We start from the raw sequence: 13775 nt of genomic DNA, 5'->3' as shown, positions 1-13775 counted from the left end.
CCACCTTCAGGGTTTCTCAGGCGCCGGCAGTTCGGGCCAGCCGAATCCGGCCTGCCAGCGCAACCGCTGCAGGGCCAATGCCAGGGCCAGCAGCAGCAGGATGGCGATCCCGCCCAGGCCGAGGCGGCTCCATCGCCAGCTGACCAGCTCCAAGCGGTTCAGCGCGCCGATCGCCAGGCCCCAGCGCACCCCATCGCCCTCGGGCTGGCTGGCCCTGGGTTGGGCTGAGCGCACCGCCCCCCGTCCCAGGGGGCCGAGCGCCACGCTGAGGTCGAGGCCAGGCAGCGCTCCCACCTGCCGCAGATCCACCTCGAGGCTGAACTGCTGCTGGGCTCCGAGCAACCAGTTGCGTTCCCGCAGGGCCAGGGTCGGGGGTGGCAGCGCCAGTCCGCCCAGGTCAGCTGCGGTCGTCGCCGTGAGAGCCAGCAGGCGGTTGATCTCCTGGGAGGCCACGCTGGCGCTGGTGAGGCTGACGACCCCCCGGTGGGTCTCGATGCCCAGCGCTGTAGCCCGCTCCAAAGGGGCTGCTTTGAGGTCCGAGACGAACTGCCGCTGCCAGGGCAACAGGCGTCCGGTCTTGCTGCTGAGGGTCTGGCGCAGCTGGAGCCGCCCCGGGGGGCCGAAGCGCAGGTCGGTGTCGACCCGCAGGCAGCCGGAGAGCAGCGAAGTCAGCAGCAGCAGGACGGCCACCACCACCACGGCGAACCCCACCGGTGCGCGGGTGGGGCCCACCGGCGGCGGTGGCGGCGAAACAGGAGTTGGGGCCTGGCGGCGCTGGCTGGCCGTGGCCTTGGCGCGGCCCTCGAGGGCATCGGCGCCACCGAGAACCGGCAGGCTGAGCGACCAGTTGGCGGGGCGCTGCAGGGGAGGTGCCTCGAGAATCAGCTGGAGATCCTTGGCCTGTGACCGAACATCCAGGTCCAGGCAGGCACGCAGGCTGCGGCAACAGGCCACGGCACCTGCATCGTTTCCCTGACCCAGCAGGGCCGTGACCATTAGCAGCCGCAGGGTTCCCCCCAGGCCGGTGCTGGCTGGATGGGCGGCGGCCAGGGGTTCCAGCAGCCGCAGGCAGCTGCCGTACTCGCCCCGCTCGAGCGCCAACCGGGCCGGCAGCAGCGGATCCTCAGCCATGGCCCGGCAGGGAGCTTCCCAGCACCATGGTGCCGATGCCGGCATCGGTGAACACCTCCAACAGCAGGGCATGGGGGACACGCCCATCGACGATGTGGGCCGCGCCCACCCCCTGGGCAAGGGCGCGGATGCAGCATTCGGTCTTGGGTGTCATGCCACCATTCACGAGCCCGCTGGCGATCAGCTCTCGCGCCTCGGAGAGGCTGAGCTGGCGCAGCAAGGAGCTGGGATCGGTGCGCTCCCGCAGGATTCCAGGCGTGTCGGTGAGCAGGATCAACTTCTCAGCCTGCAGGGAGGCGGCCAGCTCGCCGGCCACGGTGTCGGCGTTGATGTTGTGGGACTGGCCCTGGGGATTCGGGGCCACGCTGGAGATCACAGGGATGTAGCCGTTCTCGAGCAGGGGGGTGAGCACCTCGGGATGCACCGCCGCCACGTCTCCTACCAGGCCGTGGGAGCCGTCGCCCCAGGTGCGGGCTTCCACCAGGCCCCCATCGCAGCCGGAGAGGCCCACCGCCTTGCCGCCCAGCCGGTTGAGGCCGTTGACGATCTGCTTGTTGACCCTGCCGACCAGCACCATCTCCACCACGTCCATGGTGTCGGCATCGGTGACCCGCAGGCCATCGATGAAGTGCGGCTCGATCGCCAGGCGGCTCAGCCAGTGGTTGATCTCAGGCCCACCGCCATGGACCACCACCGGCTGCACCCCCACGCAGGCCAGCAGAGCCAGGTCCCGGAAGACGGCGTCGCGCAGCTCCTGATGCGCCATGGCGGAGCCGCCGTACTTCACCACGACCCGGCGGCCGGCGAACCGCTGGATGTAGGGCAGGGCTTCGCTGAGAACGGAGACCCGCAGGCTGTCCTGGGGACTGATCAAGGGGTCCTGGTTCAAGAGTGGCAACCGAGGGAAACGAACTGGGATCAGGCTTGATCAGACTCCAGGCTGGCGATGGCTGGCGACATCGGCAAGAGGGTCAGATCGAGTTCGGCTGCAGCATGCTGGTCCAACTCCGCCACCAGGCCGGGCCCGAAGAAACGGCCCAACCGTTCCTGCTTCGCCTGCCAGCGCTCGAAGGGAACCCCGGGGCAGCGAAACCGGAGGACGAGGCCATAGCCCCCATGGCTCTCCAGTTCCCCCACGCTGAGCAACTCGGGAGGCTGCTCGTCGTCCCAGAGCTTCAGCGCCTGCAGGGAGCTCTCCAGATGGGCCTTCTGGCCGTAGCGCCAGCGGGTGACGTCCTTGAGCAAGGCGCTGAGGGGCTCGCTGGCGGGCTGCTCCCGCAGGGATCGGAACGCGTCGGGCTGGCTCAGACGCGCTGCCGGCGCCAGCTCCGAGGACTTCAACGCCAGCCCGCCGAGCAGCAGGGGGATGCCATAGAACACGCCGGCCAGGCTGATGTTGGGGCTGTCCGTCGCGTAGGCGATGCTGCCCACCACGGTGAGCACGGCTCCCAGGATCGTGAGCAGGCTGCCGGGGGAGGTGAGTGCTTGCATGGCTGTCATTCTCCCGCATGCCCTTGCCATGACTACGGTGAATTCCACGGAACCTGCCTCGGCGCCAGGGCCAGAGGCACCATCGGCCGAAAGCAGCGCCGCAGAACTGATCGACCAACTCAGCGCCGAGAGGCTCTGGCTGCTGCGCCAGATCGACGAGGGCCGATGGGCCGATCTGCGCCTCGATCTGGCGGCTCTGGAGCGGGAACTCGGGCAGATGCTCGATCTGGCCAAGGAACGCCTGGCGAACCGCTGAGCACGGCTCCGACATCCAGCCCGCATCAGATGGGCCAATTGAATTGAATGGATCGATCCAAAGGGCCGATTGAAAGCCGATTTAAAAGGGAATGTCGTCGTCGTCGGCCAGATCCGGCACCAGTGGCGAGGTGTTCCAGGTGGGGGCCTCCTGGGTGAGGACTGGGGCGCCGGACGCCGCCGGGATGGGCCGGGCCGGGACTGGTCGGGGAATGGAGCGTGGAGCAGCCTGGCCAGCTGGAGCTGGTGGGGTCGGCGCGCCAGCGGCGGCGACGGGATGGAGCCGCGCCAGGGTGAACTCGGCCCGCTTTTCCTTGACGCCATCGGCCCGGGTCACCGTGGTGATCCGCAGCCGGCCTTCAAGCATCAGCCGTTGCCCCACCTGCACCCGGTTCTGCAGGTCCTGCGCCAGATTGCCCCAGCCCACCACCTTCAGCTGGCAGGGGGGATCATCCGGCCGCAGACCCTCGATCTGAACTGCCATCTCTGCTACCGGGGTCTGGTTGTCCTGGGTGTATCGCACCTGGGGGGCCTCGAGCACCTCCACTTCCAGCACACAGTGATTCACAACCAGGATCGCGACAGCGGGCCACATCCTGATGCAAGACGCCCTTGATTGGCACCAGCGGCGGCTTTGGCTGATCGCCGGCACCGGGGAGGGGCCTGTCCTGGCCGCCGCTCTGCTGGAACGGGGCTGGGGGCTCTCGGTGTCGGTGGTGAGCAGCTCCGCCCGCCGCGCCTACCCAGCCCACCTCCGCTTGCAGCTGGAGGTGGGAGCCCTGGCGAGTGAAGCGGCAATGGCGGCGCGGCTGCAGCAGGCCCGTGACAAGGGCTCAGCCTTCGTCTGGGTGGTGGATGCCAGCCACCCCTTCGCCAGCCGCGTCACGGCCGACCTGGCCACGGTCTGCCGGCGGTTGGGCCAGCCACTGCTGCGCCTGCGACGGCCCCTGCTGCAGACCCCGGCCAGCCTGGATCGCACCCTGCTTGCCGACCTCGACGCCCTGGGCCGCCTCGACCTGCGGGGGCAGCGCCTGCTGTTCGCGATCGGGGCCCGCCAGCTGCCGCGGGCCGTGGCTCTGGCCGCCGGAGCGCTGCCGTTCGCCCGGCTGTTGCCAAGCCCAGAAAGTCTGCGGCGGGGCGGGGCGGCGGGGCTGCCCGCTGGCCACCTGGCCTGCCACCGGCCCGGTGAGCCGACGGGGCTGGGGGAGCTGGCCCTGGAGCGGGCCCTGCTGCGTCAGTGGGCCATCACCGCCGTGGTTTGCCGCCAATCCGGCGGCCACACAGAAGAGGGTTGGCAAACCCTTTGCGCCAGCCTGGGCCTGCGCCTGTTGCTGCTGGCCCGGCCGACGGAACCGGAGGGGGTGTGCGGTCTGGACCTCCCGGCCTTGATCGATCAGCTGGGCGTCCCTGCACTCAGCCCAGATGGGTGGCGACCAGCTCCGGCAGGGACACCTGGGAGCGGGGCCCCAACTGGGTGACGACCTGAGCAGCACAAAGGGAGCCGAGCCGACCGCAGCGCTCGAGGTCGTCACCGCGGGAGTAGCCGAACAGGAAGCCGGCGGCGTAGAGATCCCCGGCACCGGTGGTGTCCACCAGGGGTCCGAGCTGGTAGGCATCGATCGCAACGGTGTCCGAGCCACTCAGCAGCACCGAGCCCCGCTCGCTCCGAGTGAGGGCGGCCACCTGGCAGCGGCCCCGAACCTGCTCGGCCGCTGCCTCGAAGCTGGAGGTTTCATAGAGCGCCGTGATCTCTGATTCGTTGGCAAACAGCAGGTCGACATGGCCATCGACCAACTCCAGGAAACTGGCCCGGTGCCGATCGACGCAAAAGGCGTCCGAGAGGCTGAGGGCCACCTGCCCGCCGCTCTGGCGCATCACCTCGGCGGCGGCGATGAAGGCCCGCTTGGCGGCTTCGCTGTCCCAGAGGTAACCCTCCAGATAGAGCAACCGCGCCTGGCGCACCAGATCGAGATCCAGATCCTCGGGCTCCAGGCCCACCGAAGCGCCCAGGTAGGTGCACATGGTGCGCTGGGCATCGGGGCTGACCAGAATCAGACAGCGGGCCGTGGAGGGGCCCCTGGTGGCTGGCGGGGTGTCGAAACCGGCCCCGACCGAGCGGATGTCGTGGGCGAAGATCGCGCCGAGCTGATCATCCCGGACCCGGCCGATGAAGGCGGCTCTGCCGCCGAGCTGGGCAATGCCGGCCAGGGTGTTGGCCGCTGAGCCACCGGAGGTTTCCAGGCCAGGCCCACTGGCGGCATAGAGCCTCTCGGCCTGGGCCTCGTCGACAAGGGCCATGGTGCCCTTGGTGAGCTGGTGGTCGGCGAGAAAGCTGTCGTCCGACTGGACGAGCACATCAACGATGGCGTTGCCGATGGCGACGATATCAAGGGTCTTGGTGGCGTCGGGCATGGCCTTGGTGGAGTCAGGCATTGAGAAGGGCTCGTTTCGGTCCGTGGATGGGATCCTCGACCACGATGGTCTGATCCCGATGGGCCCCGAGGGACACAATGGCGATCGGAACTTCCATCAACTCCGCCAGGTAGCGGAGGTAGGCCATCGCGGTGGCGGGAAGCTCCTCGAGCTGCCGGCAATCGGCCGTGGAGCACTGCCAGCCCGGCAGGCTGACGAAAATGGGCCGGCAACGGGCGAAGGCCTCGGCGCTGCTGGGGAAGTGCTCGATCCGCTCGCCGTCGAGTTCGTAGGCGACGCAGACCTGGATCACATCGAGTTCATCGAGCACGTCGAGCTTGGTGATGGCCAGGCAATCGAGCCCGTTGACCTCGACGGCGTAGCGGCCGATCACTCCGTCGAACCAGCCGCAGCGCCGACGGCGGCCCGTGGTGGTGCCGAACTCGTGACCTCGGTCGCAGAGGTGGTCGTTGAGGCTGCCCTGCAGTTCGGTGGGGAAGGGCCCCTCACCCACCCGGGTGGTGTACGCCTTGGCCACGCCGATCACCCGGTCGATCAGGGTGGGACCGACCCCGGCACCGATGCAGGCCCCGCCCGAAACGGGGTTGGAGGAGGTGACGTAGGGATAGGTGCCGTGGTCAAGGTCGAGCAGGGTTCCCTGGGCCCCTTCAAAGAGAATGTTCTTGCGCGCGCGGGCCGCCTGGTGGATCGTGCGGGTGCAGTCGACCACATGGGGGGCAAGGCGCTTGCCGTAGGCGGTGTACTCGCCGATCACCGCCTCCGGATCCAGCGGCTCGATTCCGTAGATCTTTTCGAGCAGCAGATTCTTCTCGACCAGCGGCGCCACCAGGCGATCGCGCAGCCGTTCCTCATCCAGCAGGTCGATCACCCGGATGCCGTTGCGCTCGGCCTTGTCGGCATAGGTGGGGCCGATGCCCCGTCCGGTGGTGCCGATGCGCCGGTCACCGCGCCGCTGTTCCATCGCCTGATCGAGGAGGCGGTGATAGGGCATGGTCACGTGGGCGGTGGAGGCCAGCTTCAGGCCCGCGATGTCGATGCCATAGGTCAGCAGCATGTCGAGTTCCCCCAACATCACCTTCGGATCTACAACTGTTCCCGATCCGATCAGGCAGATGGTTTCTGGATAGAGAATTCCGGATGGAATCAGATGCAGTTTGAGCACCTTGTCGTCCACCACGATGGTGTGGCCGGCATTGACCCCACCCTGATAGCGGACGACCACATCGGCGGAGCGACTCAGCAGATCGGTGATCTTGCCTTTTCCTTCGTCACCCCACTGTGCTCCGATGACGACGACGTTGGCCAAGGACACAGCGGCCCGAAGCCGCTTCAAAGCACAAGGTTGGAGCCTGTCAGATCGATGGCCCTTCCGTCAAAGAAGTGGAGCGAGCAAGAGATCGATTCAGGCGCCGCGGACCACGCTCGCCTCGGCTTTCTTGAGCTCCTTGGCCAGGCGGGAGCGAAGGTCCTCAGGCAGGGGGCGGTTCGCATAGTTCGCGTAGTAGCCCGCCAGGGAATTGATCGCTGTCTGCATCGTGGTGAAGGAACTCAGTCCATTCACCTTGGCCTTCGGGCGGTAGAACGCCACGTAGTTGGTCACGAGTCCGCGGGCTGCCGTTTCGGCCTCGGCCCGGCCTGGATCGTCCGCCGGGATGGCGATCGTGCCCAGCAGGGCCTCGGCCACCGTCATCGTGTCATCGACGTAGGAGCCGCTCAGGGGGCCGCCGGGCCCCGCACAGGCCCCCAGCGAAACAACCAGGCAGACAGCGAGCAGCGCAGCGATCGAGCGTTTCAGCCCCAGGCCAAGGGCATTGACCAGGGCCCGAAAGGGTGCCCGAGCGGCCTGTCGATCCCACGCTGCAGCCATCGGCGCCCTGAATTCACTGGTGATTCAGTGTAGAAGCAGCTCGCTTTGGATTTGATCCCCTTCCTTGTGAGGCTCAAGCACTCAGTGCGCCTGCAGTCCCTGGCGCTGGGCCAGGATGCGCGGCTGCAACCGGGCCAGAAGCTCCGCGGCGGGCAGGTCTTCCCGGCTGTGGCTGGCCCGCTCTACCAGCTCCACCGTTCCGGCGGCGGCCCCGCGGCCGACCACCACCCGCCAGGGGATGCCGATCAGGTCGGCGTCCTTGAACTTCACACCCGCCCGCTCGCTGCGGTCATCGAGCAGCACCTCGATTCCTGCCGCCGCCAGCTCGCCGTAGAGCCTCTCGCCCAGGCTCCCCTGGTCGGCGTCCTGGTTGCTGGCAATCACGATAATCACTTCGAACGGGGCGATCGCCAAGGGCCAGCAGATGCCCTGGTCGTCGTGGTGCTGCTCCACCGCCGCCTGGGCCAGCCGGGACACGCCGATGCCATAGCAGCCCATCCACAGGGCTTCCTCGCTGCCGTCTTCGCTCGTGAAGCGCGCCTCAAGGGCTTCAGAATACTTCCTGCCCAGTTGAAAGATGTGGCCCACCTCGATGCCCCGGCTGGCCACCAGCCGTTGGTCCGGGTCGTGGAGGCAGGGATCGCCGGGTTGGGCGGACCGCAGGTCCACCAGCTCCGGCAGCGGGGTGAGTAACTCCCAGCCATCCACGACCCGATGGAGATCCGGCTTGTTGGCCCCACAGACGAACCGCCCCAGGCCAGCGACGCTGGGATCCGCCAGCCGCAGAAACTGGGGGCGCCACTGGTGGGCACCGGCCAGAACGGCATCATCGAGCTGGGGGCCGAGGAACCCGAAAGGCAGTGGGGCGAGGCCCTGGGCTTCGAGCTGCTCCGGGGTGAGGGGCTGGAGATCGAGCAAGGGATGGCTGCCTGAGCCCGCCCGCTGGGAGAGGGCGTTCCTGAGCTTGACCTCATTGAGCTGCTGGTCACCCCGCAGGCACACCAGCACCGGTTGCGCTGGAAGGTCGGCGAACCGGGCCAGCAGCAGCAGCACCTTGAGGATCTGGCTGGGCGCCAGGCCATGGCCGTCGCAGAGCGCGGCGATGGAGCTCTGGCCTGGGGTGATCAGCTCGCCCGAGGCGAGGCCGTCATCCAGCGGCACCGCCGGAGCCGCCACCGAGAGGGCCCTCTCCTGGTTGGCTGCATAGCGACCGTCGGGGCTGGAGAGGATCAGATCCTCCCCGACTTCGGCAGTGACCATGAACTCCTGGCTGGCGGATCCGCCGATCGCGCCGCTGTCGGCCTCCACCGCCACGGTTCGAAGCCCGCAGCGCAGGAAGATGCGCCGATAGGCCAGATCCATCGCCTGGTAGGTCTGGGTCAGGCAAGCCGCGTCGGCATGGAAGGAGTAGGCATCTTTCATGATGAATTCCCGGCCCCGCATCAGCCCGAACCGGGGGCGTATCTCATCGCGGAACTTGGTCTGGATCTGATAGAGGCACACCGGCAGCTGGCGGTAGGAGCGCAGCAGGTCGGCGGCCAGGGCCGTCACCACCTCCTCGTGGGTGGGCCCGAGCCCCAGGGAGCGATCCTGGCGATCGACCATGTGGAACATGATCCCCTCACCGGCGGTGTAGCCCTGCCAGCGGCCACTTCGCTGCCAGAGTTCGGCCGGCTGAAGCTGGGGCAGCAGGGTTTCGAGGGCGCCAGTGCGGTCCATTTCCTCGCGCACGATCCCGTTGATCTTGACCAGCACCCTCCAGAGCAGCGGCAGGTAGGCGTACACACCGGCGGCGATCCGTCGGATGTAGCCACCCCGAAGCAGCAACCTGTGCGAGGGAATCTCCGCTTCGGCCGGGTCGTCGCGCAGCGTCACCAGGAGCAGCTGCGACACGCGCATGGAAGTGGCCGGCAAAGGGTCGTGGAACCTATCACCGAGCTGCTGTGTGGCTTGCCGGAGCACGGCTGCCCATTGGGCCGGGCACTCTGGACGCCCTGGCCCAAAGGCGAGAGACTTCTGCTAGGTTCAGCAGAATTGTCCTATTAGTCTCAGGATTGTCTCATGGTTGCGGCATCGCAGGATCCCGGTGGGGGGAGCATGTCAGCCGGTCTCCGGGCTGAACCGGCCACCTTTCCTGCCCACCCGGGGGGCTCACCCCTGGTGCCCTTTCCCGCCGCCACAGGGCCAGGAGCAGCTGAGGCTCTGATCGGCATCGACGAGGTGCAGAACGCCCTGAATCGCTCCCGCGCCTCCGTCTACCGCTACACCAACACCGATCCGCGCAACCTGAACCCACCCTTCAATCCACGCCGCCTCAACCCCGAGTACCGCACCGACCAGAAGGAGCCCCTGCAGTTCCACCCCCAGGAAGTGGCTCGTTTTGCCCGAGATGTGCTGCGCATCAAGGAGGTCACCGTCGAGGTGCTCAATTCCCCTTCCACGGTGACGCAACAATTGCTGGGCTCGATTCTGGAGGAACTCCAGGCCATTCGCGGCCTGCTTCACGGCATGGAGAGCGCTCCGATCGATCTCGGCCGCAAACGGGAGGGCCTGGACCAATCCCGGCCTGCGGCCTGAGTGATGTCGCCCCCCCTTTGGTGGCAGGATTGACGCGACAGTCCGTTTTCGGCGGGTGATCTGGCCGACCTGAAATCAGCCGGGGCACCCCCTGGGCGGCTGTTGCTTCCCGTCCAATTCCAGGCGCGGCCCAGGCCGTTCGGCTCCAGTTGACGGGGGGCTGTCCCTCAATCCCCCTCCATGGACTCCGCCCAGCCCCAAAACACCGCCGACGGCCCGCGCAATCCCAGCCACGAGCAAGCCTCTGACTCCGCCGAGGACCCCTTCAGTCCGAGCGCCATGCTCGAAACCGGCTCCTCCTTCTTCGGGGCTGTGATCGCCATTCTTTCCCTGTTCGTGCCAATCGGTGGGGTGATGGCCGATCGCATCAGCCTCCCGGTTACAACGGTGGTCGACAACCCTTCAGCCCTGATCCATGGACATCAGCAACCTGGCGGCCTCCCCAGCCCCTGGGCTGGTGCACCTGGTGGTGGAGATCCCGGCCGGTAGCCGCAACAAATATCACTACGACGCCAAGGCGGGGTTGATGTCCCTTGAGCGGGTGCTGCATTCCTCCGTGCGCTACCCCTTTGATTACGGCTTCATTCCCAACACCCTCGCCGAAGACGGCTGCCCCCTCGACGCCATGGTGATCATGGCGGAACCGACCTTTGCGGGTTGCCTGATCACCGCCCGCCCGATCGGCATCCTCGACATGGTCGATGGAGGTGCCTACGACGGCAAGCTGCTCTGCGTGTCGGTCTGCGACTCCGCCCAGGGCAGCATCACCAGCATTGCCCAGATCGCCGCCATCCAGCTGGAGGAGGTGGCAGAGTTCTTTCGCACCTACAAGAGCCTGGAGGGCCGGGTGAGCGAAATCAACTGCTGGCAGGATGCCGATCGGGTGCCACCGTTGCTGGCCCGCTGCATCGCCGCCGCCGAACGTGATCAGCTGGCGCGCTGTAACAGGAAGCCCTCGTAGTCGAGGGCCTGAAACACCCGGGCCGGGTCACCGAAGCCCGCCGCATTCACCAGGGCGGTGAAGCGGGCCACACCGATCGGATGCAGACCCTGGGTGAGCGATTGCACGATTTCCCTATCGTCTTCAAGACCGCTGGCGCTCTGGAAAGCCAGCAGGGCGTCGGCCATCTGGTCCTTCAGGAGGGGCAGAGCCGGACGCATCAGATCCACCAGCACCAGCTGGCCGCCAGGCTGGAGGCTGCGGGCGAGGGCAGTGAGAAAAGCCAACTTGCTACCGTCGTCGGGGAGGGAGTCGAGCACAAGCACGCAGAGCGCTCCGGCAAACCGCCCGTTGGCGTCGAAGGCTTCCACGCTCGAACGACGCCAGTCGATCGTGGCCTCCTCGCCGAGCCGCAGGCGAGAGGCCGTCAGCATCGCGGCGGATGGGTCGAGGGCTGTGAGCCGCCAGTCGGGTCGTTGCCCCACCGCTTCCACCAGTTCTGCGCCGGTGCCGCAGCCGGCCACCAGCACTTCCGAACCGGTGGAGCTGGCGAGCGGCGAGGCCGCCAGCAAGGCCACAGCCAGACGCGCCAGGCTTGCGTAGCCGGGGATCAGGCGCTGCACCACCAGGTCGTACCCGGCGGCGGTGCGGTCGTGGGTGGTCTCCGGCCCGAAATCTGCAGCCAAGGATCAGCCGTTGCAAGCCTTGATTTTAGCGGTCCGGTCACCAAGAACCCTTGCGCGGCTTTCGTCAGCGACCCCCTCAGCAGGTAAGTTTGATGGCGCCGTGTACCGTCGCATTCCGTGCCCACCATCCGCTTCGAACAGGAAGGCCAGCAGGTCGGATGCATCGAAGGAGCCAACCTCCGCAAGGCGGCCCTCGATGCCGGCATCAACCCCTACAAGGGGCTGAACAACTTCAACAACTGTGGTGGCCTCGGCCAGTGCGGCACCTGCGTGATGGAAGTGCTGGAGGGTGCCCGCAACCTGTCCCCCCGCAGTGACGTGGAGCAGGTTTACCTGGCCGATCGCCCCGCCAACTTCCGGCTGAGCTGCCGCACCTCCGTCAACGGTGACGTCACGGTGCGGACCAGACCCGAAGCGGCGGTGGGCAAGGGGTCCAACAGCCTGGTCGGGGCCCTCAAGTCCCTGGTCGGCCGGAAGTGAGTGCCAGCCCCCTGCGGTTGTACAGCTACCCCCGCTGCTCCACCTGCCGGAAGGCGATCCAGTGGCTCCAGCACGAGGGCATCGCGGTCACCGTTCGGGACATCACCCTGACACCGCCTTCCAGCCAGGAGCTGGCCCTGGCCTGGCAGACCGTTCAACCGCCCCAGCGGCTCTTCAACACCAGTGGGCTGAGTTACCGGTCCCTGGGCGCCGCCACCGCCAGGGCGATGACGGCGGAGCAGGCGATTTCAGCCCTGGCCGCCGACGGCAAGCTGATCCGCCGTCCGTTCCTGATCAGAGCGGATGTTTCGCTGGTGCTGGTGGGGTTTGACCCTCAGCAGTGGGCCGAGGTGCTTCTGGGTTCTCCTGCGGAACCATCAGCTCATCGAGCTCCCTGATCAGGGCATTGATTCCCACCCGGTTGATCTGGCCCAGGTAGTTCAGCTTGAGTTCCTCCAGCAGGTTGCAGAGCAGCTGCTGGCTGCGCTCCAGGGCCAGGCCGTTCTCAAGAGAAGCCGCCAGCTCTTCCCAGAAACGATCCACGAACCGCTGCAGGAGATCAATCTGCTGATTGTCCTGCTGTTGAAGCCGTTCCCCGGTGTTTCGGGATAGCTCCAACAGGCTGATCACCATCCCACTGGCCAGTTGCCGTGACAACCCCCGCTCGATCTGCAGGAGCGGTTGGAGCTGGCGCAGTCCTGGCGGCACCACCAGGCCCTGGAGGCTCTGTTGCAGGGAGTGGCTGAGCACGGCCTCCAGCTCGGGCTCGAGCCGGGGCGCCACCTGCTGCAACAGCAGGGGTGCCCAGATCCGCAGCAGCTCCACCAATTCACGCTCGTTCCTGGCGGCAACGCTCTGGTGGCTGCGCAACCGGCGGATCCGCTGGGGCCACTGGGGCGAGCGGATCAACCCCTGGGCTCCGTCCATCAACTGCAGGGCCAGCACCTCGAACAGCTCCACCGCCAGCAGGGCCACCACCACCCGGCTGACGACGGCCCGCAGCGGCTCGAAGCTGACCAGGCCACTGGTCTGCAACCGTTCCACCACGGGGATCAGCCGCAGCAGGCGCCAGAAAGGAAGCAGCAGGGGCAGGTCCGTCCAGCGACGCAGCAGCGCCCCACCCCAGCTCAGGCCGGGGACGCGCCGCCGGATCCGCACCACCCGCAACAGGATGTCCACCAGAAAGACGCTCTGGAACAGCAGCAGATCACCCCGCCAGAAGTGATCGGTCGGGCGGCCGTTCTCATCGATCGAACGCCAGTAATTGGTAGCAACCAGGGGCAGGATCTGCTGTCGCCAGAACAGGCGTTCCTCCGTCCAGGAATGGCGCTGCAGCCAGTCGTCGCTCAGCAGGCGTTCCGCGGCTTCCCGGGCGGAGGGAAGATTGGCCCGCTGCCGCAGCCTGTTCTTGATCTTCTCGAGGGTGCCGGAACCTCCGGAGGCCAGAAACGGGTTGTCCTGGATCATCTCCTGGGTCAACTGCACCTGGCCGCGCCGAAGCCCTGTCGCCGCCGATCCAGAACCCATCGACTGGTCGAGTTGCTCGAACCGGTCGAGGAAGGCCTGGGTTTCCCGGTGGGGCTCGATCCCCTTGACGGGGTCGTAGGAGGGTGTGATGTCCGGCAACCAGCTGAGCTGCAGCGCCAGGGGGACCGAGGGGAGCGGGTAGAGGTTGCGCTGCAGCCAGAAGGTGCGCAGCGGTACGTAGCTGAGATCGAAGCAGACCCAGAGGAGATTGAGGCTGGCCCAGAGCGCGACAAACTGGTCCCAGCGGCGTCCCACCCGGCTGTTGCCGATCGTTCGGATCCTCTGCCAGCGGGGCCGGGCCATGGGGGCAGCTGCAATCCGCCCAAGCGTAGGCAGGAGGTCCGCAGCCCCCAGCACCTAGGGTCGAGGCCGGGACGGCTGCCCAGGC

The 13775-nt window shown here is 67.3% G+C and carries 17 protein-coding genes; 7 read left to right on the top strand and 10 right to left on the bottom strand.

Going from position 1 to position 13775, the window contains the following annotated elements:
* Positions 1 to 6: 6 nt before the first annotated feature.
* From KBY66_RS04270 to KBY66_RS04260, 3 genes are read right to left on the bottom strand one after another with little or no spacing between them, the layout of a single operon-like run.
* On the bottom strand, positions 7 to 1131 hold the full coding sequence (locus tag KBY66_RS04270) for a DUF3153 domain-containing protein (protein ID WP_255087955.1): 1125 nt from the start codon (positions 1129 to 1131) through the stop codon (positions 7 to 9).
* Positions 1124 to 2020 carry an acetylglutamate kinase gene (gene argB / locus KBY66_RS04265; protein WP_255088012.1) on the bottom strand — a complete coding sequence of 299 codons (897 nt, stop codon included), beginning with the start codon at positions 2018 to 2020 and terminating at the stop codon, positions 1124 to 1126. The genes KBY66_RS04270 and argB overlap by 8 nt, the downstream gene beginning before the upstream one ends.
* 29 nt (positions 2021 to 2049) lie before the next feature.
* Positions 2050 to 2622: a DUF2854 domain-containing protein gene (locus KBY66_RS04260; protein ID WP_255087954.1), complete on the bottom strand. Its 573-nt coding sequence runs from the start codon at positions 2620 to 2622 to the stop codon at positions 2050 to 2052.
* Positions 2623 to 2650: 28 nt separating this feature from the next.
* Here KBY66_RS04260 and KBY66_RS04255 point away from each other — a divergent pair, with 28 nt between their 5' ends.
* Positions 2651 to 2878: a hypothetical protein gene (locus KBY66_RS04255; RefSeq protein ID WP_255088011.1), complete on the top strand. Its 228-nt coding sequence runs from the start codon at positions 2651 to 2653 to the stop codon at positions 2876 to 2878.
* Between the two features lie 81 nt (positions 2879 to 2959).
* Here KBY66_RS04255 and KBY66_RS04250 read toward each other — a convergent pair whose 3' ends face one another.
* Positions 2960 to 3445: a single-stranded DNA-binding protein gene (locus KBY66_RS04250; RefSeq protein ID WP_255088010.1), complete on the bottom strand. Its 486-nt coding sequence runs from the start codon at positions 3443 to 3445 to the stop codon at positions 2960 to 2962.
* A gap of 31 nt (positions 3446 to 3476) precedes the next feature.
* Between KBY66_RS04250 and KBY66_RS04245 the strand changes: the two genes are divergently transcribed.
* Complete coding sequence (locus KBY66_RS04245; protein WP_255087951.1) at positions 3477 to 4355, top strand: precorrin-6A/cobalt-precorrin-6A reductase; 879 nt, start codon at positions 3477 to 3479, stop codon at positions 4353 to 4355.
* Here KBY66_RS04245 and KBY66_RS04240 read toward each other — a convergent pair.
* The 4 genes from KBY66_RS04240 to KBY66_RS04225 all read right to left on the bottom strand — a co-directional run bounded on the left by KBY66_RS04240 (position 4291) and on the right by KBY66_RS04225 (position 9076).
* On the bottom strand, positions 4291 to 5310 hold the full coding sequence (locus KBY66_RS04240) for an adenosine kinase (protein WP_255087949.1): 1020 nt from the start codon (positions 5308 to 5310) through the stop codon (positions 4291 to 4293). The two genes, KBY66_RS04245 and KBY66_RS04240, sit on opposite strands and share 65 nt — an antisense overlap.
* Entirely contained in the window at positions 5303 to 6622 is a 1320-nt protein-coding gene (locus tag KBY66_RS04235) for an adenylosuccinate synthase (RefSeq protein ID WP_255087948.1), read from the bottom strand. Before KBY66_RS04235 ends, KBY66_RS04240 begins: the two co-directional genes overlap by 8 nt.
* 90 nt (positions 6623 to 6712) lie before the next feature.
* Positions 6713 to 7177, bottom strand: coding sequence for a photosystem II protein Psb27 (psb27, locus tag KBY66_RS04230; RefSeq protein ID WP_255087947.1), 465 nt, complete (start codon positions 7175 to 7177; stop codon positions 6713 to 6715).
* 81 nt (positions 7178 to 7258) lie between these two features.
* Positions 7259 to 9076 carry a proline--tRNA ligase gene (locus KBY66_RS04225; RefSeq protein WP_255087946.1) on the bottom strand — a complete coding sequence of 606 codons (1818 nt, stop codon included), beginning with the start codon at positions 9074 to 9076 and terminating at the stop codon, positions 7259 to 7261.
* Between the two features lie 198 nt (positions 9077 to 9274).
* Between KBY66_RS04225 and KBY66_RS04220 the strand changes: the two genes are divergently transcribed.
* The 3 genes from KBY66_RS04220 to KBY66_RS04210 all read left to right on the top strand — a co-directional run bounded on the left by KBY66_RS04220 (position 9275) and on the right by KBY66_RS04210 (position 10715).
* Entirely contained in the window at positions 9275 to 9754 is a 480-nt protein-coding gene (locus KBY66_RS04220; protein ID WP_255087945.1) for a hypothetical protein, read from the top strand.
* A gap of 180 nt (positions 9755 to 9934) precedes the next feature.
* Entirely contained in the window at positions 9935 to 10243 is a 309-nt protein-coding gene (locus tag KBY66_RS04215) for a hypothetical protein (RefSeq protein ID WP_255087944.1), read from the top strand.
* Positions 10170 to 10715, top strand: coding sequence for an inorganic diphosphatase (locus KBY66_RS04210; RefSeq protein ID WP_255087943.1), 546 nt, complete (start codon positions 10170 to 10172; stop codon positions 10713 to 10715). The genes KBY66_RS04215 and KBY66_RS04210 overlap by 74 nt, the downstream gene beginning before the upstream one ends.
* Here the strand turns inward: KBY66_RS04210 and KBY66_RS04205 are convergent.
* Positions 10682 to 11380 (bottom strand): class I SAM-dependent methyltransferase, encoded by a 699-nt coding sequence (locus tag KBY66_RS04205; protein WP_255087942.1) that lies wholly within the window; start codon positions 11378 to 11380, stop codon positions 10682 to 10684. The two genes, KBY66_RS04210 and KBY66_RS04205, sit on opposite strands and share 34 nt — an antisense overlap.
* A 117-nt stretch (positions 11381 to 11497) precedes the next feature.
* Here KBY66_RS04205 and KBY66_RS04200 point away from each other — a divergent pair, with 117 nt between their 5' ends.
* Positions 11498 to 11860: a 2Fe-2S iron-sulfur cluster-binding protein gene (locus tag KBY66_RS04200; protein WP_255087941.1), complete on the top strand. Its 363-nt coding sequence runs from the start codon at positions 11498 to 11500 to the stop codon at positions 11858 to 11860.
* Positions 11857 to 12258 carry a Spx/MgsR family RNA polymerase-binding regulatory protein gene (locus KBY66_RS04195; protein WP_255087940.1) on the top strand — a complete coding sequence of 134 codons (402 nt, stop codon included), beginning with the start codon at positions 11857 to 11859 and terminating at the stop codon, positions 12256 to 12258. Before KBY66_RS04200 ends, KBY66_RS04195 begins: the two co-directional genes overlap by 4 nt.
* On the opposite strand, the gene KBY66_RS04190 is transcribed toward KBY66_RS04195, so the two are convergent.
* Entirely contained in the window at positions 12155 to 13690 is a 1536-nt protein-coding gene (locus tag KBY66_RS04190; RefSeq protein WP_255087939.1) for a hypothetical protein, read from the bottom strand. The two genes, KBY66_RS04195 and KBY66_RS04190, sit on opposite strands and share 104 nt — an antisense overlap.
* Positions 13691 to 13775 lie beyond the last annotated feature (85 nt).

Origin of the sequence: Synechococcus sp. Tobar12-5m-g (assembly GCF_024345415.1) — a bacterium.
Classification (GTDB): Bacteria; Cyanobacteriota; Cyanobacteriia; order PCC-6307; family Cyanobiaceae; genus Regnicoccus.
The sequence above is the reverse complement of the archived record's forward strand: the minus strand, read 5'-3'. Positions and strand labels throughout refer to the sequence as shown.

Excerpts from the sequence above, each read along its gene's own strand:
- psb27 (WP_255087947.1), bottom strand. The coding sequence starts at position 7,177 with ATGGCTGCAGCGTGGGATCGACAGGCCGCTCGGGCACCCTTTCGGGCC.
- KBY66_RS04220 (WP_255087945.1), top strand. The coding sequence starts at position 9,275 with ATGTCAGCCGGTCTCCGGGCTGAACCGGCCACCTTTCCTGCCCACCCG.
- KBY66_RS04260 (WP_255087954.1), bottom strand. The coding sequence starts at position 2,622 with ATGCAAGCACTCACCTCCCCCGGCAGCCTGCTCACGATCCTGGGAGCC.
- KBY66_RS04190 (WP_255087939.1), bottom strand. The coding sequence starts at position 13,690 with ATGGCCCGGCCCCGCTGGCAGAGGATCCGAACGATCGGCAACAGCCGG.
- KBY66_RS04215 (WP_255087944.1), top strand. The coding sequence starts at position 9,935 with ATGGACTCCGCCCAGCCCCAAAACACCGCCGACGGCCCGCGCAATCCC.
- KBY66_RS04240 (WP_255087949.1), bottom strand. The coding sequence starts at position 5,310 with ATGCCTGACTCCACCAAGGCCATGCCCGACGCCACCAAGACCCTTGAT.
- KBY66_RS04225 (WP_255087946.1), bottom strand. The coding sequence starts at position 9,076 with ATGCGCGTGTCGCAGCTGCTCCTGGTGACGCTGCGCGACGACCCGGCC.
- KBY66_RS04210 (WP_255087943.1), top strand. The coding sequence starts at position 10,170 with ATGGACATCAGCAACCTGGCGGCCTCCCCAGCCCCTGGGCTGGTGCAC.
- KBY66_RS04270 (WP_255087955.1), bottom strand. The coding sequence starts at position 1,131 with ATGGCTGAGGATCCGCTGCTGCCGGCCCGGTTGGCGCTCGAGCGGGGC.
- KBY66_RS04255 (WP_255088011.1), top strand. The coding sequence starts at position 2,651 with ATGACTACGGTGAATTCCACGGAACCTGCCTCGGCGCCAGGGCCAGAG.
- KBY66_RS04245 (WP_255087951.1), top strand. The coding sequence starts at position 3,477 with ATGCAAGACGCCCTTGATTGGCACCAGCGGCGGCTTTGGCTGATCGCC.